Raw genomic sequence first — 26802 nt, 5'->3', positions numbered from 1 at the left:
CGCCTGCGGAATCACCGGATCGTGACGTGTCCGTCGAACATGCCGTGATCAGTGAACAGGCGAGCACGAGGCCGGCCGATCGAAATAGTGAGCGTTGCATCGGGTGAAGTTGGGGAATGCAAGAGGGTCGGATCTTCATCCAGACAGATCCGACCCCGTTGATGCTACTCGCTGCGGCTAGTTACGGTAGTATGCCGTCCAGCCGGTCCACCACTTGTCCGTGGCAGCCGGGTCGGCGGCGCCAACGAACGTGGTTCCCGCCATCGTGCCACCGAAGAAGTTCGTCACGCGCGTCGGGACGCGACCCGGCAACGTGACGCCCGTGCCACCCGTCGTCAGCAGCGAGCCCGCAACTGGCGTCCAGTCGAGCGTCGCATTGTTCGCGATCTCGGTGGCCGCTCCCGGGAGGGAGAGGAACAACGCGTTGGCCGGGGCGGCGGACGTACGGATCGACGCGGTCGTAAACTTGTCCACGGTGCCGAACCGGTTCGTGGCCCCAGCCGCGTCGTAGTCGCGGTTGTTCTCGGCGAACAGGAGATTGCGCAAGTTCAGTGAGTCTTCCGTGAGTCGCGTGTTCGTCTCGGGATCAAAGATCGAGAACGCCGCTTCCGGCCAGCGCGCGATCACACCGTTCATCCAGACGCCGCCAGTGCCGCGGCGAATGTTCGCGCCCAGTCCGCCGTCGCCGCCGGCACGAACCGGCAACACGCCCGCACCAGGCCCGACCACGGTGAAATTCGCGAACACGGGCATGCTGTACGGCGTGGAATTGAAGCCGACCGCACAGGTGCCAGACGCCGATCCACAGCCGTCCACTTCAAAGCCGCTCTGCTCGCCCGACAGGGCGCCGGGGTTGCCGGCACGCGGAGACACGCGCGGACCAGTCTGGAGAGCGATCATATACTGCAGCCGGCCACGGAATCCTTCGGCCGCGTCGAAATGATCGTCACCCGACTCGTAGGACACCAGGTAGCGTGCGTCCACCGTACCGCCGAAGAACTCGAACATGTCGTCAAGGCCGCGGATCGCCTGCACATACTCGACGCGCGTACCGCGACCGACGGCGTAGAACGAGAACGAGTTGAGCTCGACGTTCAACTGCGCTGCGGCGCCGGCAAACTCCACGCGAGTGTAGACATACGAGCCTGAGTTGTCTGCATCGGCCGTGCCGCCGTTCCAGCTCACCGTGTCGGCCGGAGCCGGACCTTCAACTACCGTACGACCGGTACGGTTCGACGAAGCGTTGCCAACGATGATCAATCCGCCCCAATCGCCAGGAGCGCGGTTGCCAGCGGCCGCCGACGACGTCATGATGATCGGCGCCGATCGCGTTCCGATCGCGTTGACTCGTGCGCCGCGAAGCACCATGAGCGCTGAGACGGCGGGCGCCTGTCCCGTCGTGATCGGCGCACCGATGACCAGCGTGCCGGGCTCAATCGTGAGCACTGCGCCGTTCGCGACCGAGATGATGCGCGTCAGTTGGTAGGTGTTGCCTGCGGTCCAAGTCGTATTCGTTGTCACATCGGATGTGACCTGCACGACCGTGCGATTGCTCGTCCGAACCGTCACTTCGGTCGACGTCGGGCTGACATCTGAGCCGCGGACAGCGATCACGCGATATCGATACGCAGTCTCGGGCAACAGCGCCGAATCCACATACTCAGGCGTGGTGGGCGTACCGATCTGCGCGAACGTGCCGCCAACTTCCGGCGCGCGTTCCACGCGGTACCCACTGGCCGAGCTGACCGCCAACCAAGCGATACGAACGCTCGTCGGCGAGGGCGATGTACCGACGACGCCGGTCGGCGTGGTCAACGCCGCCGGTGTTGTTGGACCGTCGTCGCCACAGGCGGCGAGGGCGATCAGGCCGAGGATGGCGCCGGCGCGAGGTGCCCTGCGAGTCCAATTACGAGTCATGACGACGGGGATAGTTGGTGAATGCAAAGAGGGGGACCGACTCTGCGCCGGTCCCCCTAACTTTGTCTGTTCTACGTCATGCTATAGCGACGGCTCCGTCACGATCGTGTCACCGACGCCACTGCGCTCCCACCGAGAGCTGGCGACCCATGCGATACGATTCGCGCGTGACGGGACCCTGCGTGAGCTTGTACGGCGCGTCGAGCAGGTTACGCGCGTCAAGCTTGAGCTGGAACAGCTGCGTCACCGGGAAGCGCACGGAGAAGTCCACCACGTGACGCGTCTGTTCCTTCACATCGGGGAAGGGAATCGTGCCGGCGGCGTAGATGCGCGGCCCGACCGCCGAGTAGAGCAGCGTGGAGGAGATGCGTCCCGACTTGCTCGCCCACGACGAACCAACATTGGCCACCCACGGGGCTTGGCCCATCATCGGTCGATCGGCATTGGTATTCGCCGAGGCGTCTGCGCCCACCTTGATGGTGCTCTGCATGAGCGTGAGGTTCGTGAACACGCTGAACGCGTCGAGCGCACTGGCCACGTTGCCGAGATTCTTGCGGGCCTCGAGCTCGACGCCGAGGTTGCTGGCCGACGCGGCGTTGAAGAACGAGACGATCGGGGCGCCGCCCGTTGCGATATCGATGCGCTCGATGGGGCGGTCGAACTGCTTCGCGAACACGCCGATGCTGAACACTTCTTCGGCGTTCGGGAAGAGTTCGTACTTGAGATCGTAGTTCTGGATCAGTGTGCGGACCAGGTCACCATTACCGCGCGTGATCTGGCCGCCGATGACTTCGAGATACTGCACCGGCGAGAGCTCGCGATACTCAGGGCGCGCCAACGTCTGCGAGGCCGAGGCGCGCAGCTGACCATTCTCGGACAGCTTGAAGTTCAGCACGGCGGCGGGCAGCACGTCGGTGTTCTTGAGCGTCGAGACAAACGTGTTGTTGTTCGTCAGCGACGTGTTCACCGTGATGTTAGCGTCTTCGACGCGGGCGCCGGCGATAAGCCGGAGGCGCGAACCGAACGGCAGCTCGAGCATGGCATAGCCCGCGACCAAGCGCTCGGTCGCATCGTAAATGCCGTCTTCCGCGACGTTGATAACGTTGAACTGGTTTGCGTTCCCACCCGTGTAGCGTCCGTCGAAGAGCGATTCCGCCGGCAGGTTGCGATCGGCGACCGGCACAGAATTGGAGACGATGCTGAACTGGCGATTCACCGCGTCGCGCGCGGTGGAGCGGTACGAGCCACCCATCTTGAGCTTGACAGCATTCGGGCTATCGCTGAACGCGAGTCGGTAGTTGGCACCACCCGTCCAGTTGCTCTCATTGAGATCGCCGAACGTGCGACGCGCCACGTCAGGATTACCGTCGCTCCAGGCGTACGGCCCTCCGGGAGTGAACTGCGCGTACACGAGGTCGGAGCGATCCGGCTCGCGTCGCGAGACGCCAGACGACGACACCGTCCAGTCGAGATTCTGCCGCCCGCCGATCGTGTGTTCTCCCTTAAGCTGCGACGAGCGAATCGTGCGCTCTACATAGCGCAGCGTGTTACGCTGAATGTTGATGCCCGAGAAGCCGAACGACGCGCCTTCGTTCTGGCGAGCCTCGTTGTCCGCGCTGCGAGTGTATGTGTTGTTGAGCGCGATGCGATTCTTGCTGCCGAGCATGGTGCTCGTATTGAACATGCCGCCCCAGAGCACCCCACGACGGCTGCCCGTTCCCTGCCACGACTCCAGTACTTGCGGGCGACCGTCACGCTGAATCGGATTGGCTTGATAGTCGTCGGCCCGGACTTCCTGCGTGGCCGAGTACGTAAACGAGGCGAGGTATCCGATGCGCTGACCGAAGATCGGATCCTGACCGCCTACGCTCAGGCCCAGCGATCCATTCGGCGAGCCCGTCTGCTGGATGGGCGTCCAAGCGTTTCGCAGCGAGTTGACCGCGCCGTTCATCGCTTCGCGCGTGGTGAGGTTCGCTACGTCGCGCGCGGTCGCCAACTGCGACGGCACTGCACGAGCCGAACCACCACTGGCTCGCCACTCCGTTCCCACCGTCGGCGCGGTAGCCAGACGACGGCCGGTCGCCTGATCGTTCATGCCGATCGACGAGGAGAAGATGTACGTCCGGCGCAGCGGAAATTCGCGTGTTTCGATGTCGACTGAGGCGCCTGAGAAGTCGCCGGCCAAGTCGGGGGTGAAGGTCTTCGTGGTGTTGATGGACTGCAGCAGCGCCGACGGAAAGATGTCCAGTGGCACGAAGCGCTTCTCCGGCTCCGGGCTCGGCAAGCGCGCGCCGTTCAGGTTGGTTACCGTGTACCGCTCGCCGAGTCCGCGCACGAACACGCTACGTCCGTCTTGCACGGTCACGCCGCTCACACGCTGAATCGCCTGCGCCGCATCACCGTCCGGGCTCTTGGCGATCTGTTCGGCCGTGACCGAGTTCACGATACCGGTGGCGGTGCGCTGCTTGTCGAGCGCTTCGTTGACCGTGCCGCGCTCGCTGCTTGCGGTGACGCTCACCGCAGCCAGCTGGAGTTCGGCCGTACTGAGCGAGATGTCCTGGGTGAGCGCACCGTTCGCCGGCACGATGATGCCCGTGACGGTCTTCGGTCCGTATCCGATGCGCCGCACTTGAATCGTTACTGTGCCCGCAGGCACGCGGGCGATGATGTATCGACCGTCGACGCCGGACTGCGTACCAATCGTGGTGCCGACCACCTGCACGCCAGCGGCCGCGATGCCCTGGCCAGTGGTCGCGTCGATGATGCGGCCAGTAATCCGTCCAACAGGAGCGTCAGCTCCCTGTGCCACAACTGTAGAAGCGGGAACGACGGCAGCCGCAATCGCCAGCGTCAAATGACGCGCGAAACGGGAGAGCACGTGTGCGTAGGTCCGCATGGATGATCGGGTCGGTATATGAAGACTGCGGAGACGCCCGGTCGGGCGCTCGTGGTTCCTGGTCTGCCGGACCGTATGGGCTCCGGATGACGGGAAAGCTTCGTGACCCAGGTTTCGATCTCCGCACGGTTGTGCAACGGTTGTGTCACGGAGCGCGGGTTTGCGGCGACCTGGACTCACCCGTAGGAGGGGGCTGGTGCGCCGTGCCCTGTCGTGATATTCTCGCCCGCACAATGGCTGCCTCTGATCCCCTGCTCGAGCGTCGACGCGTCGCGTCGCCCCCTCCCACTGATCCGCAAACCCGCGCCGAGGCCCTTTCGGTCGCGGCCCGAGCCCTGCGCGCGGCGGAGCACGTCTGCGTGCTTTCCGGCGCGGGCGTCTCGGCCGAAAGCGGCATACCCACCTTTCGCGATGCGCTGACCGGACTCTGGGCGAAGTACTCGCCGCGGGAGCTGGCCACGCCCGACGCCTTCGCAGCGCACCCGAATCGCGTGTGGCAGTGGTATGCCGCCCGTCGCACGATGGTGCGGTCGGCGCTGCCCAATCCGGCGCACCAAGCGCTGGTGACACTGGCGTCGCGGGTCGCGCATTGCACCCTGGTCACCCAGAACGTCGATGACCTGCATGAGCGCGCCGGCTCACATGACGTGATCAGTCTGCACGGGTCGTTGATGCGGGCCCGCTGCAGCGCGGGGTGCCCCGGCACGCTGGTGCCCAGCGAGGCTCAGGCGTCCGAGCCGCCGCTCTGTCTGACTTGCGGTGCGCTCATGCGTCCTGACGTCGTCTGGTTCGGTGAGCCGATGCCGATGAAGGAGTTCGAGGCCGCGCGCAACGCCGCCGTGGCCTGCGACGTCTTCCTCTCGGTCGGCACGTCAAACGTGGTCGAGCCGGCGGCGTCATTGCCGTGGATATCGGCTACCCACGGGGCGACGGTGATCGTGGTGAATCCGACCATGGAGGGGCAGCGCCGCGGACCCAGCATTCTGCCGATCGAAGGGCCGGCAGGAGTGATGCTGCCACGCCTGATTGCGGAGGCCTTTGCCGGTCGTCGCGCCCGTCGCCACGAATCGAATGCCCCGCCGATCCGTAATCACGCGGCTCCCCCTCCCTCCGCGGCTCAGCTCTCTGTCGAGCCGGCTACGGCGGATCAGCCGTCCGATTAGTCCGCCGCCGCGTCCGCGCGAGGGATCCAGGCCGAGATCGTGGTCCCGACGCCGGGCTGCGATTCGGCCTTCACCTTACCTCCATGCGATTCGGCCAGGTGCCGTACGATCGCGAGACCCAATCCCGTACCACCGGCCTCGCGCGAACGACCCGGATCCGCCCGGTAGAAGCGCTCGAAGATGCGGGGCAGGTGTTCGGCCCCGATGCCGGTGCCGGTGTCGCGCACGCCGATCCGAGTGCCGCCGTCCTCGTTCTGCGAGAAGAGTACGACCTCACCGGTCGTGGTGTGGCGCAGCGCGTTTTCGGCCAGGTTGCTGAGAATCTGTCGCGCCGCGGTGGGGTCGATGTACAGATGACCGGCGTCGGCGCCGATCTCGGTACGCAGCGCCACGCCCTTCGCGGTCGCCGCCGCGTGCAACGGGGAGCACACCTCAGCGGCGACAACCGCGACATCGAGATCGATCGGGTTGGGCACCCACCCTCCCGATTCGATACGCGAGAGGTCGAGCAGATCATCCACGATGCGCTGCATGCGCCGTACGTTCCCTTCGCACATCGCGAGGAACTGGCGACGCAGTTCGGCCGGCAGCGCTTCGTCCTGCAGCGTCTCCACGAAGCCGCCGATCACGGTAAGCGGCGTGCGGAGTTCGTGCGACACGTTCGCCACGAAATCCCGGCGCACGGCTTCGAGCCGGCGCACGGGGGTGAGGTCGTAGAGCGCCAGCACGGCACCGCCTCCCGGCAGCGGCCGCGCGGTGAGCGAGAGCGTGCGATCGTCGACCCGCACTTCATCGGGCACGGCATCACTGCCGGAAAGGACGGCGGCCAGCGCTTCGCGTAGCGTACGGTCGCGCGGCAGAAAGTCGGCGGGGAAGGGCACCGGTTCGCGGAGGCGCAGGAGCTGTCGCGCCGTCTCGTTGATGCGCACCACGCGCTGGCGTGCATCGACGGCGATCACGCCTTCGTTGAGCGATTCGGTAAGAGCGACGAGAAGGGCTTCTTCGCCATGCAGCGCCTGCAACCGGGCCTCGAGCTGCTCGGCCAGCCGGCGCAGGGCCTCGGCCAGGTCGCCCACTTCACCACCAGCGATGGCGCGCGACGGACGTTGGGTGAGATCACCGGCCGCGAGACCGCGCGCCACGTCGCGGAGTTCTTCGATGGGGCGCGCGACGGGGGCGGCAAGGACCTGCGCGAGGGCCACGCCGACCAGCAAGGCGGCGAAACCGGCGATCACGATGTCGCGACGCACTTTGGACAGAAACTCGTCGGCCGAGGCCGCGGCTGTCGGCTCCTCGGCACGCACGCGCTCGGTGACGCGTCGTTCGACCGCAAAGAGCACGATGCCGACGAGCAGCGTCGCGACCACGAAGCTGTTCACAACGATCCGTTGCGCCAGTCTCATGACGTGCTCACCGCGTGGTGGCGGCGTGCGTTCCGGAGCGGTTGACGATCACGCGCCGCGCGGCATGGCCGCACGGAAGCGATAGCCGAAGCCGCGCACCGTTTCGATCATATCGCCGGCGGCGCCGAGTTTGGTGCGCAGCCGCTGCACGTGCATGTCGACTGTACGCGTCTGAATGTCGGGGGCGGCGTCCCACACTGTTTCGAGCAGCAGGCCGCGTCCCTGCACGCGTCCACGACGCTCAACGAGCGTGAGCAACAGTTTGAACTCGGTGGGGGTGAGTTCGACTTCCTGCGCGTCGACCTTGACCGCCATGGCGGCGCGGTCGATGTGCAGCGGGCCGATCACCAGCGTATCGGCGTTCACGGGCGCCGCATTGCCGGTGCGGCGCAGGATCGCGCCGACGCGCAACACGAGTTCCGCGGGGCTGAACGGCTTGGTGAGGTAGTCGTCGGCGCCGAGCGAAAGGCCGCGAATGCGATCGGGCTCCTCACGGCGCGCGGTGAGCATGAGCACAGCGATGTCGCGGGTGGACTCATCGGTGCGGAGTTGCTCGAGCACGTCGAATCCCGAGATGCCGGGGAGCATCAGGTCAAGCACCATCAGCGACGGCCGTTCGCGGCGCGCCAGCTCCAGCGCCTCCTGACCGGTGGCGGCCGTCGCGACGCGATAGCCGACTTTGGCGAGGTGGTACGTGACGAGCGCCACGATTTCCGGCTCGTCATCGACCACGAGGATGCGTTCAGTGGACGGCGCAGCTTGCATGCGGTATCAGACTCAGGCCGGTTCGGCCGTTGCGGGCACGGACAATGGGGTTCGCGCAGCGGCGCGCGAAATGAGCCGACGCTGGATCTTGGCGACGATCATCTCGATGGCAACCAGATTGCTGCCGCCTCTCGGGACGATCACGTCAGCGTAGCGTTTGCTGGGTTCGACAAACTGCAGATGCATCGGTTGCACGGTGTTCAGATACTGGTCGATGACCGACTCGAGCGTCCGTCCGCGCACCGCCGTGTCCCGGCGAATGCGTCGGATGAGCCGGATGTCGGGATCGGCGTCGACGAACACTTTCACATCGCACAACGCGCGGACGTTGGCGTCGGCCAGCAGCAGAATGCCGTCAATGACGACAACGTCCGCCGGCGCGATGCGTCGCGTGCGCTCGCTTCGGGAATGGGTCGCGAATTCGTAGACGGGCATGTCCACCGGCTCGCCGCGCGAGAGCGCGTCGAGATGCACGGAAAGCAACTCCACATCGAAGGCATCGGGATGATCCCAGTTCACGTGATGCAACTGCGACAACGTGAGGTGCCGGAAGTCGCGGTAGTACGCGTCCATCTCGAGAAAGGCGACCGAAGCATCGGGCAGTGCTTCAGCCACTTTGCGCGCGACGGTGGACTTCCCCGAGCCGGTGCCGCCGGCGATCCCGATGATGAGCGGTTTCATGAGCGGCTACTCCGGTTCCCACACTGCACGATGACCAACCTGTCCCCTTGTCGTGACCGGACCGCCACGACGGTGTAACGGAAGCGTATCAGCGGCCGGAACCGATACGGGCAAGTTCGCGGGAGCCGAGAGGAGGGGCAAGCGTTTCGCCGAGGGAGCCGCTAGCTTTCCTCCATGGGACGCCTGCCTTCGCTTTTCACCGCGGCTGCGCTGACACTGGCCGCGGTTACCCCCCTGCCAGCGCAGTCGGGACGGTTTGATCTGGTCATTGCCGCGACCACCGACGTACACGGACGTTTGCGGGGCTGGGATTATTACGCCAACGCGGCCGACCCGGCGCGTAGCTTGGCCGGAGCGGCGACGATCGTGGACTCGGTCCGCGCCGCCAACCCCGGCCGCGTTCTGCTGGTCGAGGGCGGCGATATTCTCTCGGGAAATCCGCTGCTGTATGTCGCGGCCAAGGTCGCGCCGCCGCCGGTCCATCCGGTCATCGCCGCGATGAACGTGATGCGCTACGACGCGGCCGTGATCGGGAATCACGAATTCAACTACGGCGTGCCGGCCCTGCGGGCGGCCATCGCCAAGGCGGCCTTCCCCTTTGTGGCGGCCAATGTGCGCGACGGGCAGGGGCGCCCGTTCGTTGCCCCATACACGCTGATCGACCGGCGCGGGGTAAACATCGCGATCATCGGCGGGACCACGCCGGGATCGATGCTCTGGGATCGCGACCATCTGCGCGAGGCCGGCCTCACGGTGACCGACATCGTGACCTCGGTGCGCGCGGCGGTTGCTGAGGTGCGAAAGCGCAAAGCGGACGTGGTCGTCGTGCTGCTGCACTCGGGACTGGACGGCGCCGCGTCGTACGACACGGTCGCGACGGGTCTCGCCTCAGAAAACGTGGCGGCGCGGGTGCCCCGCGAGATCGACGGGATCAATCTGGTCGTGTACGGCCATTCGCATGCCGAGCTGGTGGACTCCACGATCAACGGTGCGCTGTTGGTGCAGCCGCGCAACTGGGCCGCCTCGGTGGCGCTGGCCACGCTGACGCTCGAGAAGTCGAAGGGGAAGTGGGGCGTCGTGAAGCACCGCGGCCAGTCCGTGAAGGTGGCGGGCCATGCCGAGTCGCCGGCTGTGCTGGCGGCGTCGGCGGTCACGCACAAGGCCACGGTCACGTGGGTTTCCACACCGGTCGGCCGTACGGCGGTCCGGTGGCGGGCCGACAGCGCGCGCGTGGTGGATGCCCCGATCACCGATCTGATCAACGAAGTGATGCGCCGCGAGTCGGGCGCCGACCTGTCGGCCACCGCGGCGTTCTCGCTTGACGCGTCGCTGGATACGGGCGCGGTCACGCAGGCGGCCTTGTCGCGACTGTATCCGTACGAGAACACGCTGCGCGCGGTGCGCATTACGGGCGCCCAACTGCGCGCGTTTCTCGAACAGTCGGCTTTGTACTACCGCACGCTGGCGCCCGATGGTTCGGCCCCGGCCGGAGGTCTGGTCGACCCCAAGATCCCCGGCTTCAACTTCGACGTGGTGAGCGGGGTCGACTACGTCATCGATGTGTCGAAGCCTGCTGGCGCCCGCATCACGTCGCTCACGCGGAACGGGCGCGCCGTGCAGCCCACGGACTCGTTCACGATGGCGCTCAACAATTACCGGCAGAGCGGTGGCGGCGGCTACGCCATGCTGGCCACTGCGCCGGTGGTGTTTCAGAAGGACATCGACATCCGCTCACTGATCATCGACGACGTGACGAAGGCGGGCACGCTCGATCCGGCCAAGTACGCGACCACGAACTGGCGCCTCGAGCCGGCCGCCGCGCGGGCGTTGGCGTATCGCGAGCAGAATCGCGGCCGGGCCGCTGAAGCCGCCGGCGGCGCGCCAACGGCCGTTCCGTCATCGGCCGTTCCGCCATCGACCGCTGCGGCCACGCCGCAGGGACGCACGCTGCGCGTGATCAGCATGAGTGATTTCCACGGCGCGCTGTCGAACCGCCCGGATGATCGTGGGCGTTCACAGGGCGGCGCGGTGGCGCTTTCGGCGGCCATCGAGAAGGCACAGCGCGAATGCACCGGTCAGTGCCAAAGCGTGGTGGTCGATGCCGGCGACCTGTTCTCCGGCGCTCCGGCCTCGGACTGGGATGCGGGCAAGCCCACGGTGGCGGTGTTCAATCGTCTCCACGTGGCTGCCGGTGCGATCGGCAATCACGAGTTCGATTTCGGACAGGACACGCTCCGCATGCGCTTGAAGGAGCTCAAGTACGCGGTCCTGGGCGCGAACGTGCGCGGCGCCGATGGCCGCCTGCTCCCATGGATGCGGGCCGATACCGTCGTAGTGCGTGGCGGCGTGCGGATCGGTCTCATCGGCACGGCCGGCGAGCATACGGCCACGTCCACCAAAGTGCGAAACGTGCGCCAGCTCAAATTTCTCGACGCCGCCCCAATCATCAGCGAGCGGGTGCGCGCGCTGCGCGCCGGCGGCGCGCAGATCGTGGTCGCGATGGCGCACGACGGTGCCCGCTGTGACCGAGACAAGCCCGAGGTCTGCTCGGGCGGCGGTCTCGACATCGTCGACAAATTGACCGACATGCCCGACGTATTCGTCATGGGGCACTCGCACACGAATATCGTGCTACGGCGTCGTGACATGCCGGTGGTGCAGACGTCATCGAACGGCCGCGCCATCGCGGTGGTCGACGTTCCGCTGGACGGCGAAGTCGCACGCGCCGAGATCCGCAACGTGTACGGAGAGGATCGCGCCGGCGCCGATCCGGTCGTCGATTCCATTGTCACGGCGGCCACGCGCAAGGTGCAGGTCCGCATGGAGCGACCGGTCGCCACCCTGGCCGTGGCCTTCCTCCGCCGCGGCAATCAGCACGCGTTGGGGAACTTGGTGGCCGACGCCGCGCGGGTGAAGGGTAATGCCGACTTCGGCGCGTGGAACAGTGGCGGCATTCGCACCGATCTCCCCGCCGGACCCATCAACTTTGGCGGTGTGCACGGTATCTCGCCCTTCGGGAACGTGCTGGTGCGCATCCGGCTGCGTGGGCGGGACGTGCCCCTCGCGGCGGAACGCTGGGTGTGGAATGGCCGCGCGAATTCGCATGTGAGTGGGATGACGATCGAATTCGACCCTGCCAAGCCACAAGGCAAGCGCGTGGTGCGTGTGCTCGCGGACAACGGCGCGCCGCTCGACCCCGAACGAATTTACTCGATTGCCATCAACGATTTCATGATCGACGATCCTGAAGGGGCTTCACTGGCGCGCACGATTTCCGTTGAAATGCTGACGACGCGAGACATCGACATGCTCGCCAGCTATCTGCAGGGACTGCCGCAGCCGGTACGCGGCGACACGACCGAACGTATTCGCGCCGTTGGCGCGGGAGCAGCAAAATGAGTGATGTCGTTTCTCCGGTGTCCGGCCCCGAATCGCTGCGGGTGTACGTGAACGAACGCGGCGTATCGGTGCCGCATGGTTCGGTCGCCGTCGATGCCGTCCGTGCGCTGTTTCCTGACCTCGCAGCCGACGTCGATGCCGGCCGCCAGCGTCTCACCGACAGCCGCGGGTTGCCGGTGGAGGCCACGCAGGCGCTGGTGGGTGGTTCGATCTATCGCGTCGTGCCCGTGCGCGACCGTATCGACGCCGAGGCCACGACGTGAGCACGGTGAATCCGGCGTTTGTCGAGATCGTGCAGCGTATGCCGAAAGCAGACCTGCACTGTCACCTCGACGGGTCGTTGCGTCCGTCTACGCTGCTGGAATTGTCCACGGAGCGTGGGCTCGCGCTGCCCGTCGCAACGGCGTCGGCGCTTGGCGCCTGGATGCGCGTGGATGACGCACGGAATCTCGAGGACTACCTGGCGCGCTTCGAGGTGACGCTCGCTACGATGCAGGATGCCGTCGCCCTCGAGCGCATCGCGCATGAGTTCGTGCTCGACGCGGCACTCGACGGCGTGCGCTATATCGAAGCGCGATTCTGCCCCGCGCTGAGTGTGCGCGGTGGACTGTCGCTGGACGATGTGATGCACGCCGTGCTGCGCGGTCTGGCGCGTGGCGAGAAGGAAAGCGGCACGCTGGCCCGCGTGATCGTCTGTGCGCTGCGCAGCGTCCCGTGGCCGCACGCGCTGGAGATGGCCGAACTGGCCGTGGCGTACAAGGGGAAGGGTGTGGTGGCCTTCGATCTCGCCGGCGGCGAGCTGGGAAACCCGGCCTCAGCGCATGCGTTGGCGTTCGACTATGCCCGCGCGCACGATCTTGCGGTCACCGTGCACGCAGGCGAAGGCGACGGACCCAGCAGCATCCGTGACGCGCTGCATCGCTGTGCGGCCGACCGGATCGGTCACGGCACGCGGTTGCGCGAAGATCCGAGTCTGGAAGCGTACGTGATCGACCATCGCATCACGCTCGAGGTGTGCCCCACCAGCAATGTGCAGACGCGCGTCGTACCCACGTTTGGCGAGCATCCGTTGGCGCGGTATGTGGTGATGGGCGCGGTGGTCACGATCAATACCGACAATCGCCTCATGAGCGGCGTCTCGCTCACCGATGAGTATGTGCGCTGTGCGCAGCACCTCAACTTCGACATCGATACCTTGGCGATGCTGGCCATCACGTCGTTCGACTCGTCGTTCCTGCCGCATATGGAGCGGGAAGCGCTCCGCGAGTCGATCGCGATCGAGGTCGGCAACATCCTCGCCGACGCCGAAGACGTGACGGTGATGGTATGAGCGAGCGCGCGTTCGAGACCCAGTCGTTCGCATCGCAGCAGAGGGCGCCGGGCGCGGTGGCAGCGAACGTCGCCGCCGAGTATATCCGGAAGCGACTCGGTCCTGACGCGCCGGTGCCGGTGTGCGGCATTGTGCTCGGGTCGGGGCTGGGCGGGCTGGCCGATCGCATCGAGCGCGCGGTTCGCATTCCGTTTTCGCATGTGCCGGGCTTTCCCACGGCCACCGTGGCCGGCCACGCCGGCCAGCTGTTGGTCGGCATGCTGGGGGGCCGTCAGGTGATCGCGATGGCCGGTCGCTTTCACATGTACGAGGGGCATGAGGCGGCGCTGGCCGCGTTCCCGGTGCGGGTGATGCACGCGCTTGGCGCTCGGGTCTATCTGGCGTCGAACGCGGCCGGCGGCGTACGGCGCACGTTCAATCCGGGTGATCTCATGGTGATCTCCGATCACATGAATCTGATGTTCCGCAATCCGCTGTTCGGCGCCGTCGAACCGGGCGACGAACGCTTCCCCGACATGTCCGACCCGTACGACGCCGAGTTACGAGGGCTGCTGCACGAGTCGGCACGGACCACGGGAGTGCCGCTGCAGGACGGCGTGTATTGCGGGCTGCTGGGCCCCACGTACGAGACCCCGGCGGAAGTGCGGATGTTGGAGCGCCTCGGCGTCGATGCCGTGGGGATGTCGACGGTGCCCGAAGTGATTGTGGCGCGCGCGCTCGGCATGCGTGTGGCGGCCGTGTCGTGCATTACCAACAAAGCGGCCGGACTTTCGCTCGACAAGCTCAATCACGCGGAGGTGATGGAGGCTGGTCGCGCGGTCGCCGGACGCTTTGAAGCGCTCATCACCGAGTTCGTGGGGCGCCTGCCGTAGCAGGCGCCAACGCGACTATTGCCAGTTACCGTTTGGCAGGGGTTCGCGGCAATCCCGCGAGGCGTGACTTGAAGGTCTGGAAGGCGCGGGTATCGCGGGTGAGCGACCTGAGCACCACCGCATTGATCTTTTGGATCTCGGACTCGGTGTTGGCCACGCGGCTTTCTTCGATCGGGTGTGAGGCGAAGAAGGCATCGACGCCACTCGGATTGCGCTGACGCTCGGCGATGAGAATGCGGAACATGCTCGGCATGCCGCGCGGGTCGATGCCGGCTCGCGTTACGTAGGTCACGCCGTACCTATCGGCCGAGGCTTCGTCGTTGCGACTGAATTTGGCGAAGCCGGCCTGTGCGCCGACCTGTACGGCGGCTCCCGCCACGCCTTGGCAGGCCGAGGGCACAAACAGACACAAGCCGGTCAGGCCGATATTGGCCCGCTGCGCTTTGGCCATCTGCTGCATGCTGTGGCGCTGCGTCACGTGCGCGATCTCGTGCCCCAGCACGCCGGCCAGCTCGGACATGTTCGTGGTCTTCTCGATGAGGCCACGGTACACGTAGATATGGCCGCCGGGCACGGCGAACGCGTTGATCTCCGGCTGGTCAACCACGTTGAAGCGCCAGGTCAGGCTCCGATCGTCGGAGACCCGCGCAATGGAGTCGCCCAGCACGTTGATGTACCGCACGATGTCCGGGTCGCGGATCATAGGCAGCTCGCGCTCGACCTGCTGCGCGTAGTCATTGCCCATGGCCACCTCTTCCTGAGTGGCCGGCACACAGGCCGTCACACCGAAAGCAGCCGCGAGGCCGATGATCGCCATCTTGCGGTTCCGTCGTGTATTCTCACGCATGGCTGTCGCCTGTCCGAAATGCTGGTCTGTTCTGAAGGTGCTTCCCGTCTCATGGATGGCACAGCCCGTGCCAGCCCCCGATACATACCCCACTCGCACCCGTTTGCACCCGTGAAGCTACTGACTCTGGCTCGTGACCTGCAGCGCCGGAAAGCTCGTGAGCGGCAGCACCGATTTGTCGCTGAAGGCGTGCGTACGGTCGAGGCGCTGCTGGCGTCGGGGTGGTCGGTGGAGGGGATGCTGGTCACGGCCGCCCTCCGCGAGCAGGAGCGCGGGCGGGCGCTGGTGGCGGCCGCCGAAGGGCGCGGGATCGCCGTGGCGGTCGTAAGCGACAGGGAGCTGGAGAGCGCGGCCGATACCGACTCCCCGCAAGGTGTGCTGGCGGTGGCGCCGATCCCGGAGCGGGCATTGCGGGCTCCCGAAGGCCCTTCCAGTCGATTCCTGGTACTGGACGCCCTTCAGGACCCTGGCAACGTGGGCACGGTCATCAGGACCGCCGCGGCGCTGGGCGTTACCGCGACGGTGGCTTTGCCGGGAACCGTTGACCTCTGGAACGCTAAAGTCGTCCGTAGCACGATGGGCGCACTCTTCGTGCACCCGGCGTTACCGATGTCGTGGGAGGCGTTCGCGGACTTTGCCGCGACACACGCCGTGCCCGTGTGGGCGGCGGACACCGACGGTGTTCCTCTCGATCAGGTCACGACGGGCTCGCTGCCGGCGCATCTGGCGCTGGTGGTCAGCAACGAAGGGGCCGGATTGTCGGCACAGCTCTCGGCGGCGGTTACGTCGCGGGTGGCGATCCGAATGGCGCCCGGTATCGAGTCGCTGAACGTGGCGGTGGCAACGGGCATTCTGTTGCACGCGCTGCGCGCCGGATAACCGCTCTCTCGTCGCCGTTTCGCTGGTCGCCGTTTCGCCTTCGCCCAACTCCGTGCTGCCAATCACTGCTGATTTCGTCACGCTCGTTCTGCTGCCGGTGTTCGTGCTCGGCGCGTCGATCGGGTCGTTTCTGAACGTCTGCATCTCCCGCTGGCCGGCCGAGCTCAGTGTCGTGCGCCCCCGCTCGCGATGCCCCAAGTGCGAGCGCGCCATCGCCTGGCACGAGAACATTCCGCTGCTCAGCTGGGTGCTGCTGCGCGGGAAGTGCCGCGGCTGCAGTCTGCCGATCTCGATTCAGTATCCGGCCGTCGAACTGATTGTCGCCCTGGGGTGGGTGGCCAGTTTCGTGGTCTTCGGGTTGACCTTCGAAGCGCTGCGGGTGGCGGTGTTCGGCACGGTCCTGTTCGGCATCGCCGTGACCGACGCCATGACGTATCTGATTCCCGACGGCTTCACCATCAGCGGGCTGGTGATGGTCTTCGCGGCGGCGATTGCGAACTTCTTCATCGGTGAGACCTCACACTTCGCGTCGCCGTGGGCGGCGTTCATCGGCGCCTGCGCAGGAGCTGGTGCGATCACGATCATCGGCTGGCTGGCCGAAGTGATCATGAAGCGCGAAGCGATGGGGTTTGGTGACACGACGCTCATGGCCGTGGTCGGTGCGGCGCTTGGGGCCGAGCGTTCGCTGCTCACGATTATCGTGGGCGCATTCGTGGGCGCGGTGGTGTTTCTGCTCGTCGTGGGGCCGATCGTGAAGTGGCGCACGCGCGGCACCGACGCGGAGTTCGAGTTCCCGGATGTGCCGTTCGGGGTCTTCCTTGCGCCTGCCGCGATGCTGGTCTTGCTTTGGGGAGAGCCTCTTATCGCGTGGTATGTACAGCGCGCGTTTCCGACCTGATATCGAATCTGATGCGAGCCACTTTTCCCGCTTCGACTCGTCGCCGCAATGTTCGTGTTGCGTGCCTGCTGGGCGCCTGTGTCTCGCTCGCCGCGTGCGGTGAGAAGCCGGCGAAGGGGGAAGGGCCGTACGCGGAACTCGTTGCCGAGTTCGTGCCGAAGATCGAGAAGGAAACAGGCCTGCCCTTCAAGACGCCGCCGAAGATCGAATCGCGCACGCGCGACGAAGTCGGCAAGTTCGTGCGGCAACAGCTCGAGAGTGAGCGCGCGCGCAAGCAGCTGGCCGGCCAGGAGTCGGCGTACAAGCTGCTGGGCATGTTGCCGGACACGATGAACCTGCTTGGGCTGCTGCAGAAGCTGCTCGAAGAGCAGATCGTGGGCTACTACGATCCGGCCACGAAGGTGCTGTATGTCGTCGACGGCGCCGCGCCGGCGCTGCTGCGACAGACCGTGTCACACGAGCTGGTGCACGCGCTGCAGGACCAGTACGTGAAGATCGACTCCGTGCAGGCGCAGGTGGACAATGCCGATCGGCAGGCAGCCGCGCAGGCCGTGCTGGAAGGCGAGGCGGTGTTTCTGCAGTTGCGCATGGATCCGAATGCCGGGCCGATGCTGAAAATGCCCGGCGGCTGGGATCGCATCCGCGATGCGATGAAAGACGCGCAAACAGGGATGCCGGTGTTCTCCGCCGCTCCGCGCGCGGTGCGCGAAGGGTTGCTCTTCCCGTATATCGGCGGCGCGGATTTCGTGCGGCGGTTCATCGAGAAGCGTCCCGAGAAAGAGCTCCTGCTCGACCTGCCGATCTCCACCAAGCAGATCCTGAACGACGCCGCCTATTTTACCGACTCCAAAGCTACGCGTGATCTGCCGGTCGCGGTCACGCTACCGGCGCCGCGCACCGGGACCGTGCTGTACAGCAACAGCTTCGGTGAGTTCGAGACGCGGCTCATGCTGGTGCAGCATCTCAAGGACGAAGCGCTGGCCCGTCGTGGTGCCGGGGGCGGCGATGGTGACAAGTTCGCGGTGGTTCGCACGGCCGATGGCGATGCGCTGATTTGGGCGACCGCATGGGACTCGGCGGTGGATGCCGCCGACTTTCTCGACCTCATGGGTGATGCCGCACGACGGCGCTACGAGCTGGCCCGCATTGCGTTCCCCGGCGGCGCGACGACGCGGCAGTATGATGTGCCGGCCAAGGGCCCGCGCCCGGCGCGCACGGTCACGCTCAGGTTGGAACAGGTGAACGGCCAGCCCGTAGTGATCTACATGGACACTCCCGCAAAGATCGGCGCCGCGCTGATCGACCTGGCCGGCATCACCGTCGCCCGCTAACCGCATGGCGATCGAGCCGGTTCGGGAAGCGGCCGTGCTGCCCGATGCGCTGTCGGGACCAGTACCAGCGGCGCTGCAGATCACGCCCGACGACGAACTCAAACGCGTCCGGCTGGTCAAAATGAAGCGTGTGGCCACGCTCATGCTGGTGGGCGTCGCGCTCGTGTTCATGGTCACCCGTTGGCTCGAGTCGCAGTATCCGTGGCTGGGCTTCGTGCGCGCATTCGCCGAGGCGGCCATGGTGGGTGGCATCGCCGACTGGTTCGCCGTGACCGCACTGTTCCGGCATCCGCTCGGCATTCCGATTCCGCACACGGCGATCGTAGCGTCGCGGAAAGACCGCATCGGCACCGCGCTCGGCAACTTTGTGCAGCGCAACTTCCTCACGCGCGACGTGGTCGCTGGCAAGATCACGGCGATGAAGCTGGGTGACCGTGCCGCGCAGTGGTTGGCGCAGCCGGAAAACAGTCGCCGGCTGGCGCGGCACGCGGCGCACGGCCTGTCCGGCGCGGTTGGCGTGATGCGCGACGAAGACGTGCACGAGATGGTTGATCGTGGCATCGTGTCGCGCTTGCGACGCATGCAGGCGGCCCCGCTCATGGCACGGTTGTTCGAGCTGATGACCACCGGCGGACGCCACCAAGCGTTGCTGGACGACGCCCTGCGCCTGGCCGCCAAGTTCCTGTTTGAGAACGAGGCGATGATCCGCGAGAAGGTGAAGGCGGAGAGCCCGTGGTGGGTGCCCGGCGCGGTGGACAGTCGCGTGGGTGACAAGATCGTGAGCGGGGTGGAGAAAACGCTCGTGGCCGTGGCGGCCGACCCCGATCATCCACTGCGTCAACGTTATGACGAGGCCGTGGAACGCTTCGTGGTGTCGCTGCGCGAGAACCCCGAAACGATTGCGCGCTTCGAGCAGATCAAGCTCGATGTGCTGGCGCACCCGGGTGTCGCGGACTTCTCACGCGAAGTGTGGGGCGATGTAAAAGAGAAGCTCGCCTCCTACGCCGAGCGACTGGCCGACGACGCGGAGAAAGAGCCGGATCAGCTCGAGCAGTGGCTGGCCGGACTGGGCCAGAAAGTGCTCGAGGATCCCGTGTTGTCGGCCAAGGTGAACAGCTGGATCGTGGAGATCGTGTCGTACTCGGTAGAGCAGGCGCGCGAGGAAGTGGCGAAGCTGATCTCGGCGACCGTGGCGGCGTGGGACGCCGACGCGACGTCCCGCAAAATCGAACTGCAGATCGGGCGCGACCTGCAGTTCATTCGCATCAACGGAACGATTGTGGGTGGACTGGTGGGCCTGATTTTGTACTCGGTCGGGCTGTTGCTGAACCGTTAGGCCGGTGCCTTACCAGGTGTCGGCCGCCGTCGCCGCCGGGCCGTCGCTCGCCACCACCGTACTGCTGGCGTTGAGCGGCATCGCATCGGCCGGATGCGTATCGGCATGTGGCAACAGCGCAAGGTGCAGCACTTCGTCCATCGTCGCCGCGAAGGTGAAGGCCATCTTGTCGCGCACTTCCTGCGGCACGTCGCGCACGTCCTTTTCGTTGCCCTTCGGCATGATGACTTCGCGCAGCCCCGCGCGATACGCCGCCAGGACCTTCTCCTTCACGCCACCGATTTCGAGCACGCGACCACGTAGCGTGACTTCGCCGGTAAGCGCGAGATCGCGACGCACGGGTCGACGTGAGAGCGCGCTGGCCAGCGCGAGCGTGACGGCGATGCCGGCCGATGGACCGTCTTTCGGAATCGAGCCGGCGGGGAAGTGCAGGTGCATGTCGGACTCGCGGAACTCGCTGTCCTCGATGCCCAGCGTGGTGGCGCGCGAACGCACGAACGAATAGGCGGCGTCCACCGACTCGCGCATCACGTCGCCGAGCTGCCCGGTCACCGTCAGCTTGCCGTTGCCGGGCATGCGCAACGCTTCGATCGTCATGATGTCGCCGCCGGTGCTGGTCCAGGCGAGGCCGGTCACGGCGCCGATTTCCGGCTCCATCTCGGCCTCTTCCATGGAGAAGCGCGGCGTGCCCAGGATCTCTTCGGCGCGCTCGATACCGATCTCCCACGCACTCATGTCGCCATCGGCCTTCGCGCGGGCGCGCTTGCGCAGCAACGACGCCAGCGAACGCTCGAAGGTGCGTAGTCCAGCTTCACGCGAGTAGCGGCTGGTGATGAACCCCAGCGTGGCCTCGGGTACGTGAATATCGTCGGTGGTGAGGCCGTGATCCTCGAGCAGGCGCGGCATGAGATAGCGCTGCGCGATCTCGACCTTTTCTTCAATCGTGTAACCGGCAATGCGGATCACTTCCATACGATCGCGCAACGGGCCGGGAATGTCGTACAAATTGTTCGCGGTGCAGATGAACAGCACGCCCGACAGGTCGAACGGCAGGTTCAGATAGTGGTCCACGAAGGTGGTGTTCTGCGACGGGTCGAGCACTTCGAGCATGGCGGCGGTGGGATCGCCCGAGTTGCCGCCGTTGCTCATTTTGTCGATCTCGTCGATCATGATGACGGGATCGCGCACTTCCACACGACGCAGCGCCTGAATGAGCAGGCCCGGCATCGCACCCACGTAGGTACGACGATGACCACGGATTTCGGCTTCGTCGCGCACGCCGCCCACCGAGATGCGATAGAACTCGCGGCCGATGGAGTTGGCAATCGCCTCGCCGAGCGAGGTCTTGCCCGTACCCGGCGGTCCGACGAAACAGAGGATCGGTCCGGTCGGATCACCGCCCCGCAGTTTGCGCACGGCGAGGTACTCGATGATGCGCTCTTTGGCTTCATCGAGTCCATAGTGTCGATCGCCGAGCGCGTCTTCGACCTTGGCGAGCACGATCTCCTGATCGTCGGCGCTGCGCTTATGCCACGGGAGGGCGAGTACCCAGTCGAGGTACGTGCGCAACACTTGATACTCGCTGGACGCCGGAGAGAGCATGCGCAGTCGTTCCGTTTCGCGACGCGCTTCGGTGGCCACCTTCTCGGGCAGGTGCGCCTCTTCGATGCGGCGAAGGAGATCGACCGATTCCTTTTCATTGGGATCGGCCTCGCCGAGCTCGGACTGGATCGCGCGCAGCTGCTGACGCAGATAGAACTCGCGCTGGTGCTGCTCGATCTTCACTTCGGTCTGTTTCTTCACGTCTTCCATCACGCGGGCGCGGGCGACTTCGCGCTCGAGGCGTGAAAGGATGAACCGGATGCGATGACCGATGTCGAGTCGCTGCAGCACCTCCTCCTTATCGGAGATGCGCAAATTCATGTTCGTGGCGGCGAGATCGGCGAACCGTCCGGGATCGGACACGTTCATCTTGAGAATCTGCGGCACTTCGTTCGGAATACGATCCACCAGCTCGGCCAGCGTTTCCGCGGCGGAGACGGTACGTGCCACCAACTCGTCGAGCTCCATCGCATCGGCCGGCGTTTCCTTGGCCCCTTGGATCTGCGCGATGGCGAACGGATTCACCTGATCGATCGCGTCGATCGTGATGCGACGAAGCCCCTGCAAGGTGATCTGGACAGTGTCGCCGGGCAGGTTGATCCGCTCATGCACGCGGGCGGCCACACCGACGCGTCCAATGAAGTTGTGCGGATCGATGGCGTCGTCCCCGTCTCCAGAGGCGACGACCAAGGCCACGACCAAGCCGGATTCCTCGTGCGCGCGGAGCAGCGCGAGATTCTCGGGGGCGCCCATCTGTACGGCGATCGTCCCCAACGGGTACACGATCGTAGAGCGCAGCGCCATCAAGGGCAGCGTCGGGGGCAGCTCGGCGCGAAGAATTTCTTCCTTGCGCTGGCCGCGAGGCATCGGGATGCCGGGAAACCGCGGATTCGATCGTGACACGTGACGGACGAAGAAAGTGACAGCGTGAACCGAATCTGCCCAATTTAGGCTGGGCCGAAAGGCCTACAACGCGTGATTCCGACGCAAGTTGCGTCACGGGTGGCCTGTTCCGTCACCCCCCTGGCAGGAAACAGTTGTTCGACGCGACCCGGTCCGTTAGCCTTTCAGGTCTATGTTTGACGAGCTATCAGACAAACTCGGGAACGTCTTCGCGAAGCTTCGCGGACGCGGCGTTCTCACCGATGCCGACATCAAGGAAGGGCTGCGCGAGGTTCGCCGCGTCCTCCTGGAAGCCGACGTGAACTTCTCGCTTACCCGTGAGTTCCTCGAACGGGTGGAGCAGAAGGCTGTCGGCGTGTTGCAGATCAAGACGATTCAGCCAGCTCAGCAGTTGGTGAAGATCGTGCACGACGAGCTCACGGCGATGCTGGGCGAACGGCGCGAGGGGCTCAAGATGAGCACCGTGCCGCCCACGATCATCATGATGGTCGGCTTGCAGGGGTCGGGTAAGACGACCACCGCCGGCAAGCTCGCCCGCAAGCTGATGCTCGAGAACAAGGCAACGCGTCTGGTGGCGGCCGACGTCTATCGCCCGGCCGCCATCGATCAGCTCGAAACACTCGGCCGTGCGCTGAACGTGCCGGTGTACGCCGATCGCGACACGAAGGATGTGGTCAAGATCGCAAAGGCCGGTATCGATCAGGGTGTGCGGGCGCGCGACCGCGTGGTCATCATCGACACCGCCGGTCGTTTGCAGATCGATGCCGACATGATGGAGGAGCTCAAGAAGCTCAAGGCCGCGATCAAGCCCGACGAAATCCTGTTCGTGGCCGACGGCATGACGGGTCAGGAAGCGGTGAAGATCGCGCAGGGCTTTGACGAAGCGCTAAACGTGACCGGCGTGATTCTGACCAAGCTCGATGGCGATGCGCGCGGTGGTGCGGCGCTGTCGATCTACGGCGTGCTCAAGAAGCCGATCAAGTACATCGGTGTCGGTGAGAAGCCGGACGCGCTCGAGGAGTTCCATCCGGAGCGCATGGCGGGGCGCATTCTCCAGATGGGCGACATCGTGTCGCTCGTGGAAAAGGCGCAGGAAACGTTTGATGCCACCGAAGCGAAGAAGCTCGAGAAGAAGGTCCGCAAGGAAGGCATGGACCTCGAGGACTTCCTCACGGCGATGCGTCAGATGCAGAAGCTCGGACCGCTCGAGAATCTGCTGAAGCTGCTGCCGGGTGTGAACTCGAAGATGCTGAAGGACGTCAAGATGGACCCCAAGCGCATGAAGCACATCGAGGCCATCGTGTTGTCCATGACCCCGCAGGAGCGGAAGAAGCCGGAGATCCTGAACGGTTCACGCCGCGCGCGCATCGCGAAGGGCTGCGGCCGTCCGGTGAGCGAGGTGAACAAGCTGCTCGAACAGTTCCGCGAAATGCAGAAGATGATGAAGAAGATGGGCGGCGGCCCGGGCGGCGCCGGTGGCAAGGGGGGCGGTGGTATGCCCCGGATGCCATTCGGCGGCGGTGGCGGAATGTTCGGCGGAATGCGGTGAACGAAACGGCGAGCGTCAGCTCGCCGTTTCTGTTTTCTCGAGCTCGGTATCGAGCCCCGGCCAAGACGGCAGGTTGTACACCACGAGGGTGCGCAGGTAGTGCCGTCCTTCGTCTCCGTGCTGCGTGAGCACGGCCGCGGCGCCGCGGGCGACCGCCTCGGCGTCGGCATACGGCGGCTCGAGATCTTCCGGGATCACGCCGGCGTCGTGCTTCACGCCGGCGGTCTCGAGGAAGGTGATCTGGATCTGCGGCTCGAGATCGACATAGAGCAGCTGTAGCAGTTCCAGCTCGTCCTGCGGTGTCTGCGCGTTGAGCCGCACGAATTCGCGGGCGAGCTTGTCGACCGGCCACGACACAAGCGTGGCGGCGCGGAACCCGCCGCCCTTGGCGGCGAGACGCTGCGAGTACAGGGTGCGCGCGCCCTTGTGCTTGGCGAGGGCGGACGTGACGAGCGACAGGCGCCGCTCGGGCGTCAGTGCGCGATAGGGAGTAGGTGACTTGGCCATGGTCGCAACCTAGCGGGACTGGGGGCGCTTTTCCGAGGCCTCGGACATCCGGGCAATCACCCGCATCGCAATTTCGTCGGCGAGCGATTCGCCGGCGAGGATCGGAGCGGCTACACGGCCAATCGGCGGCGGGCCTGCCGCCACCCCCGAGAGCCGTCGATCGGCCAGATGATCGGCCGCGTCCTGCGAGTCGATGCCGGTCGCCAGTTCGTGCAGGATGCCGTCCTTCAGGCTGTACACGAGACCGTGCAACAACGGTCGCCTTCCGCGCGCCCACGCCTGCTGGATGATCGGCGTTTCCGACAAGTGATAGAGCTGCTCGAGCACGTTGAGCTCGACGAGGCGGTCGAAGCGCGCCTGCGGATCGGCGATCGCATCGAGCTCCTCCTTGTTCCAGCGCAGCACGTTGCGAATCGGGCCCAGCCAGTGGTCCACTAATCCGTGCTGCTGGTCCGACATCGCCGCCTTCACGCCGCCGCATCCGTAGTGACCCGTCACGATGACGTGCTTCACATCGAGCACTTCCACGGCGTACTGCAGCACGCTCATCGCGTTGATGTCGCTCGGCATCACGAGATTCGCGATGTTGCGATGGACGAACAGTTCGCCGGGCTTGGTCCCCGTGATCGAGTTGGCCGGCACGCGACTGTCAGCGCAGCCGATGTACAGGAACAACGGCTGCTGTCCCTGTGCGCTTTCGCTGAAGAAGTCAGGATTTTCGGCTTTGACCCGGGCAGCCCAGACACGATTGCCTTCGATGATGCGGCGGAATTCTTCCATGAAGTGTTCTCGGGATCGTCAGGAAATGATGCGCATATGCGCCGGGGTCAGCTCAGCTTCAGGAATGCCGACGAGGCGGTAGTCGATGTCTCGCGCCTTCGCCGTTTCGCGGAACAGCAAGAGCACTTCGAGGGCGTCGTAGTCAAAGCGGGTCGTGCGTCGACCGTCGATCTCGATACGACTGCCCGGCGCCGTAGCATTCAACGCGCGGGCGATGCTGGCCTTACTGAGGAACGTCACCTGCTCGGGGAGCGCGTAGCGCGTGAGCACAGCGCCGGGCGGACTGATCCGCGACAGCACGGGACTGCGCAGGTGCTCCATGATGATGAACGCGATACCAACCACGAGGCCGACGCCGATGCCGCGCAGCACATCGGTGAAGACAATGGCGGCGATCGTGACGGCGAACGGGATGAAATGGCTGTAGCCAAGCCGCCAGGCGGTGCCCCACAACGCCGGCGCGGCGAGACGGAAGCCCGTGACCAGGAGGACCGACGCAATCGCCGCCAACGGTGTGCGATTCAACACGAAACCAAGCGCGAGGACCGCCGCCAGCAAGAGTACCGCGTGCACCATGACGGACAGACGGGAACGTGCACCGGCATCGACGTTGGCCGAGCTGCGGATCATGACGCCGGTGATCGGGAGACCTCCGAGGAACCCAGCGACCACGTTGCCGATGCCCTGCGCAAACAGCTCCCGATTCACCGGCGCGTCACGACGCAGCGGATCGAGCTTATTCGTGGCCTCGAGGCTGAGCAGTGATTCGAGGCTGGCCACGAGCCCGATGATCAACGCGAGCTGCCACACGTTGGGGCTGGAGAATGCGCTCCAGTCCGGGAAGGCGAACTGGCTGGCGAGGTTCCCGTCACTGATCGCCGGCAGTGACACCAGATGGGTACCACGAATGGCGAGGTCGGGGAGTACGACGCGCAATAGTTCGTTGAGCCCGACGCCGACGGCGACCGCGACCATGGGAGCCGGCAGCAGTTTGATCTTGGCAAACGGCGAGCGCGGCCACCAAAACATCACGGCCACGCCGAGCAGGGCAGCCATCACGGCGCCCGGTTGGATCTGCTGAAAGGCTTCGGCCAGAGATCCAATCGTCGTGGAGCCGGAGGATTCCACGAACGACATGTCGCCTTCGTAGTCACCGTCGTATCCCAGCGCGTGTGGAAGCTGCTTGAGGATGAGCGTGAGCCCGATGCCGGCCAGCATGCCCTTGATCACGGACGACGGCACGTAGTACGCGACGACGCCGGCCCGCAGGCCGCTTAGCAGCAGCTGCAGAATGCCGGCGAGAATGACGGCGGGGAGCAGGCGTTCGAAGCCGCCGACTTGCTGGATTCCCAGCAGCACGACGGGGGTCAAACCGGCGGCCGGGCCGCTCACCATCAGCGACGACCCGGAGAGCGCACCGACGACGAGGCCACCCACGACACCGGCGACGACGCCGGAGATGAGTGGGGCGCCGGACGCGACGGCGATGCCGAGGCAGAGGGGCAGCGCGACGAGGAATACGACGATGCCGGCGGGCACGTCATCTCGCCATGTGTCGAACAGGCGCGTTCGCGCGACGCTGCGAACATCAAGAGCGGCGCCGGGTGGAGCGATCGTTTGCGTTCCCATCATGCGTCAGGATTCAGGGGCGGGGGTCTGGCAGAAATTCTCAACGTGGAGGCGGTGTACATACATAACCTGCGCCGTTGGGTTCCTGGAGGGAACGCCTCCCGATGGCGTCGGT

General features: G+C 65.6%; 20 protein-coding genes. 10 read left to right on the top strand and 10 right to left on the bottom strand.

The annotated features are described in order from the left end of the window. Window positions 1-177 precede the first annotated feature (177 nt). Together RMP10_RS19260 and RMP10_RS19255 are read right to left on the bottom strand one after the other, a co-directional pair. The gene (locus RMP10_RS19260) at window positions 178-1917 is read right to left on the bottom strand and encodes a fibronectin type III domain-containing protein (RefSeq protein WP_310571724.1); all 1740 of its coding nucleotides are present in this window, start codon (window positions 1915-1917) and stop codon (window positions 178-180) included. A 109-nt stretch (window positions 1918-2026) separates the two neighbouring features. Next, window positions 2027-4813 (bottom strand): TonB-dependent receptor, encoded by a 2787-nt coding sequence (locus tag RMP10_RS19255; protein WP_309670297.1) that lies wholly within the window; start codon window positions 4811-4813, stop codon window positions 2027-2029. A 233-nt stretch (window positions 4814-5046) separates the two neighbouring features. Between RMP10_RS19255 and RMP10_RS19250 the strand changes: the two genes are divergently transcribed. Next, a complete protein-coding gene (locus RMP10_RS19250) occupies window positions 5047-5976 on the top strand; it encodes an NAD-dependent deacylase (RefSeq protein WP_310571723.1) in 930 nt (309 codons plus the stop codon). Here RMP10_RS19250 and RMP10_RS19245 read toward each other — a convergent pair. From RMP10_RS19245 to udk, 3 genes are read right to left on the bottom strand one after another with little or no spacing between them, the layout of a single operon-like run. Then, entirely contained in the window at window positions 5973-7379 is a 1407-nt protein-coding gene (locus tag RMP10_RS19245) for an ATP-binding protein (RefSeq protein ID WP_310571722.1), read from the bottom strand. The genes RMP10_RS19250 and RMP10_RS19245 overlap by 4 nt on opposite strands. Before the next feature lie 48 nt (window positions 7380-7427). Further along, window positions 7428-8144, bottom strand: a complete 717-nt coding sequence (locus tag RMP10_RS19240; protein WP_310571721.1) for a response regulator transcription factor — start codon at window positions 8142-8144, stop codon at window positions 7428-7430. A gap of 12 nt (window positions 8145-8156) precedes the next feature. Beyond that, window positions 8157-8825: a uridine kinase gene (gene udk, locus RMP10_RS19235; RefSeq protein WP_309670293.1), complete on the bottom strand. Its 669-nt coding sequence runs from the start codon at window positions 8823-8825 to the stop codon at window positions 8157-8159. 174 nt (window positions 8826-8999) lie between these two features. Between udk and RMP10_RS19230 the strand changes: the two genes are divergently transcribed. Genes RMP10_RS19230 through RMP10_RS19215 form a run of 4 tightly spaced genes read left to right on the top strand, consistent with a single transcriptional unit; the run spans window position 9000 to window position 14426 of the window. Then, a complete protein-coding gene (locus tag RMP10_RS19230) occupies window positions 9000-12224 on the top strand; it encodes a 5'-nucleotidase C-terminal domain-containing protein (RefSeq protein ID WP_310571720.1) in 3225 nt (1074 codons plus the stop codon). Further along, complete coding sequence (locus tag RMP10_RS19225; RefSeq protein WP_309670291.1) at window positions 12221-12487, top strand: hypothetical protein; 267 nt, start codon at window positions 12221-12223, stop codon at window positions 12485-12487. The genes RMP10_RS19230 and RMP10_RS19225 overlap by 4 nt, the downstream gene beginning before the upstream one ends. Then, a complete protein-coding gene (gene add / locus RMP10_RS19220) occupies window positions 12484-13554 on the top strand; it encodes an adenosine deaminase (RefSeq protein ID WP_310571719.1) in 1071 nt (356 codons plus the stop codon). Before RMP10_RS19225 ends, add begins: the two co-directional genes overlap by 4 nt. Further along, window positions 13551-14426 carry a purine-nucleoside phosphorylase gene (locus RMP10_RS19215; RefSeq protein ID WP_310571718.1) on the top strand — a complete coding sequence of 292 codons (876 nt, stop codon included), beginning with the start codon at window positions 13551-13553 and terminating at the stop codon, window positions 14424-14426. Before add ends, RMP10_RS19215 begins: the two co-directional genes overlap by 4 nt. Window positions 14427-14451: 25 nt before the next feature. On the opposite strand, the gene RMP10_RS19210 is transcribed toward RMP10_RS19215, so the two are convergent. Continuing rightward, window positions 14452-15273, bottom strand: coding sequence for a M48 family metallopeptidase (locus RMP10_RS19210; protein WP_310571717.1), 822 nt, complete (start codon window positions 15271-15273; stop codon window positions 14452-14454). A gap of 111 nt (window positions 15274-15384) precedes the next feature. Here RMP10_RS19210 and RMP10_RS19205 point away from each other — a divergent pair, with 111 nt between their 5' ends. From RMP10_RS19205 to RMP10_RS19190, 4 genes are read left to right on the top strand one after another with little or no spacing between them, the layout of a single operon-like run. After that, window positions 15385-16152, top strand: a complete 768-nt coding sequence (locus RMP10_RS19205) for an RNA methyltransferase (RefSeq protein ID WP_310571716.1) — start codon at window positions 15385-15387, stop codon at window positions 16150-16152. Window positions 16153-16204: 52 nt separating this feature from the next. Further along, entirely contained in the window at window positions 16205-17050 is an 846-nt protein-coding gene (locus tag RMP10_RS19200) for a prepilin peptidase (protein WP_310571715.1), read from the top strand. A gap of 11 nt (window positions 17051-17061) precedes the next feature. After that, window positions 17062-18381: a hypothetical protein gene (locus RMP10_RS19195; RefSeq protein WP_310571714.1), complete on the top strand. Its 1320-nt coding sequence runs from the start codon at window positions 17062-17064 to the stop codon at window positions 18379-18381. A 4-nt stretch (window positions 18382-18385) separates the two neighbouring features. Then, window positions 18386-19717: a DUF445 domain-containing protein gene (locus RMP10_RS19190; protein ID WP_309670284.1), complete on the top strand. Its 1332-nt coding sequence runs from the start codon at window positions 18386-18388 to the stop codon at window positions 19715-19717. Window positions 19718-19726: 9 nt separating this feature from the next. Here the strand turns inward: RMP10_RS19190 and lon are convergent, their stop codons facing one another. Beyond that, entirely contained in the window at window positions 19727-22222 is a 2496-nt protein-coding gene (gene lon, locus RMP10_RS19185; RefSeq protein WP_310571713.1) for an endopeptidase La, read from the bottom strand. A 172-nt stretch (window positions 22223-22394) separates the two neighbouring features. Between lon and ffh the strand changes: the two genes are divergently transcribed. Next, the gene (gene ffh, locus RMP10_RS19180) at window positions 22395-23771 is read left to right on the top strand and encodes a signal recognition particle protein (RefSeq protein ID WP_310571712.1); all 1377 of its coding nucleotides are present in this window, start codon (window positions 22395-22397) and stop codon (window positions 23769-23771) included. Between the two features lie 15 nt (window positions 23772-23786). On the opposite strand, the gene RMP10_RS19175 is transcribed toward ffh, so the two are convergent. Genes RMP10_RS19175 through RMP10_RS19165 form a run of 3 tightly spaced genes read right to left on the bottom strand, consistent with a single transcriptional unit; the run spans window position 23787 to window position 26690 of the window. Beyond that, window positions 23787-24278, bottom strand: a complete 492-nt coding sequence (locus RMP10_RS19175) for a hypothetical protein (protein WP_310571711.1) — start codon at window positions 24276-24278, stop codon at window positions 23787-23789. A 9-nt stretch (window positions 24279-24287) separates the two neighbouring features. Continuing rightward, complete coding sequence (locus RMP10_RS19170; protein WP_309670280.1) at window positions 24288-25058, bottom strand: carbonic anhydrase; 771 nt, start codon at window positions 25056-25058, stop codon at window positions 24288-24290. A gap of 18 nt (window positions 25059-25076) precedes the next feature. Beyond that, window positions 25077-26690 (bottom strand): SulP family inorganic anion transporter, encoded by a 1614-nt coding sequence (locus RMP10_RS19165; protein ID WP_309670279.1) that lies wholly within the window; start codon window positions 26688-26690, stop codon window positions 25077-25079. Window positions 26691-26802 lie beyond the last annotated feature (112 nt).

Origin of the sequence: Gemmatimonas sp. (genome assembly GCF_031426495.1) — a bacterium.
GTDB lineage: Bacteria > Gemmatimonadota > Gemmatimonadetes > Gemmatimonadales > Gemmatimonadaceae > Gemmatimonas.
The sequence above is the reverse complement of the archived record's forward strand: the minus strand, read 5'-3'. Positions and strand labels throughout refer to the sequence as shown.

Excerpts from the sequence above, each read along its gene's own strand:
- RMP10_RS19195 (WP_310571714.1), top strand. The coding sequence starts at position 17,062 with ATGCGAGCCACTTTTCCCGCTTCGACTCGTCGCCGCAATGTTCGTGTT.
- RMP10_RS19165 (WP_309670279.1), bottom strand. The coding sequence starts at position 26,690 with ATGATGGGAACGCAAACGATCGCTCCACCCGGCGCCGCTCTTGATGTT.
- RMP10_RS19245 (WP_310571722.1), bottom strand. The coding sequence starts at position 7,379 with ATGAGACTGGCGCAACGGATCGTTGTGAACAGCTTCGTGGTCGCGACG.
- RMP10_RS19240 (WP_310571721.1), bottom strand. The coding sequence starts at position 8,144 with ATGCAAGCTGCGCCGTCCACTGAACGCATCCTCGTGGTCGATGACGAG.
- udk (WP_309670293.1), bottom strand. The coding sequence starts at position 8,825 with ATGAAACCGCTCATCATCGGGATCGCCGGCGGCACCGGCTCGGGGAAG.
- RMP10_RS19190 (WP_309670284.1), top strand. The coding sequence starts at position 18,386 with ATGGCGATCGAGCCGGTTCGGGAAGCGGCCGTGCTGCCCGATGCGCTG.
- RMP10_RS19210 (WP_310571717.1), bottom strand. The coding sequence starts at position 15,273 with ATGCGTGAGAATACACGACGGAACCGCAAGATGGCGATCATCGGCCTC.
- ffh (WP_310571712.1), top strand. The coding sequence starts at position 22,395 with ATGTTTGACGAGCTATCAGACAAACTCGGGAACGTCTTCGCGAAGCTT.
- RMP10_RS19230 (WP_310571720.1), top strand. The coding sequence starts at position 9,000 with ATGGGACGCCTGCCTTCGCTTTTCACCGCGGCTGCGCTGACACTGGCC.
- RMP10_RS19215 (WP_310571718.1), top strand. The coding sequence starts at position 13,551 with ATGAGCGAGCGCGCGTTCGAGACCCAGTCGTTCGCATCGCAGCAGAGG.
- RMP10_RS19260 (WP_310571724.1), bottom strand. The coding sequence starts at position 1,917 with ATGACTCGTAATTGGACTCGCAGGGCACCTCGCGCCGGCGCCATCCTC.
- RMP10_RS19250 (WP_310571723.1), top strand. The coding sequence starts at position 5,047 with ATGGCTGCCTCTGATCCCCTGCTCGAGCGTCGACGCGTCGCGTCGCCC.
- RMP10_RS19225 (WP_309670291.1), top strand. The coding sequence starts at position 12,221 with ATGAGTGATGTCGTTTCTCCGGTGTCCGGCCCCGAATCGCTGCGGGTG.
- RMP10_RS19170 (WP_309670280.1), bottom strand. The coding sequence starts at position 25,058 with ATGGAAGAATTCCGCCGCATCATCGAAGGCAATCGTGTCTGGGCTGCC.
- RMP10_RS19175 (WP_310571711.1), bottom strand. The coding sequence starts at position 24,278 with ATGGCCAAGTCACCTACTCCCTATCGCGCACTGACGCCCGAGCGGCGC.
- RMP10_RS19255 (WP_309670297.1), bottom strand. The coding sequence starts at position 4,813 with ATGCGGACCTACGCACACGTGCTCTCCCGTTTCGCGCGTCATTTGACG.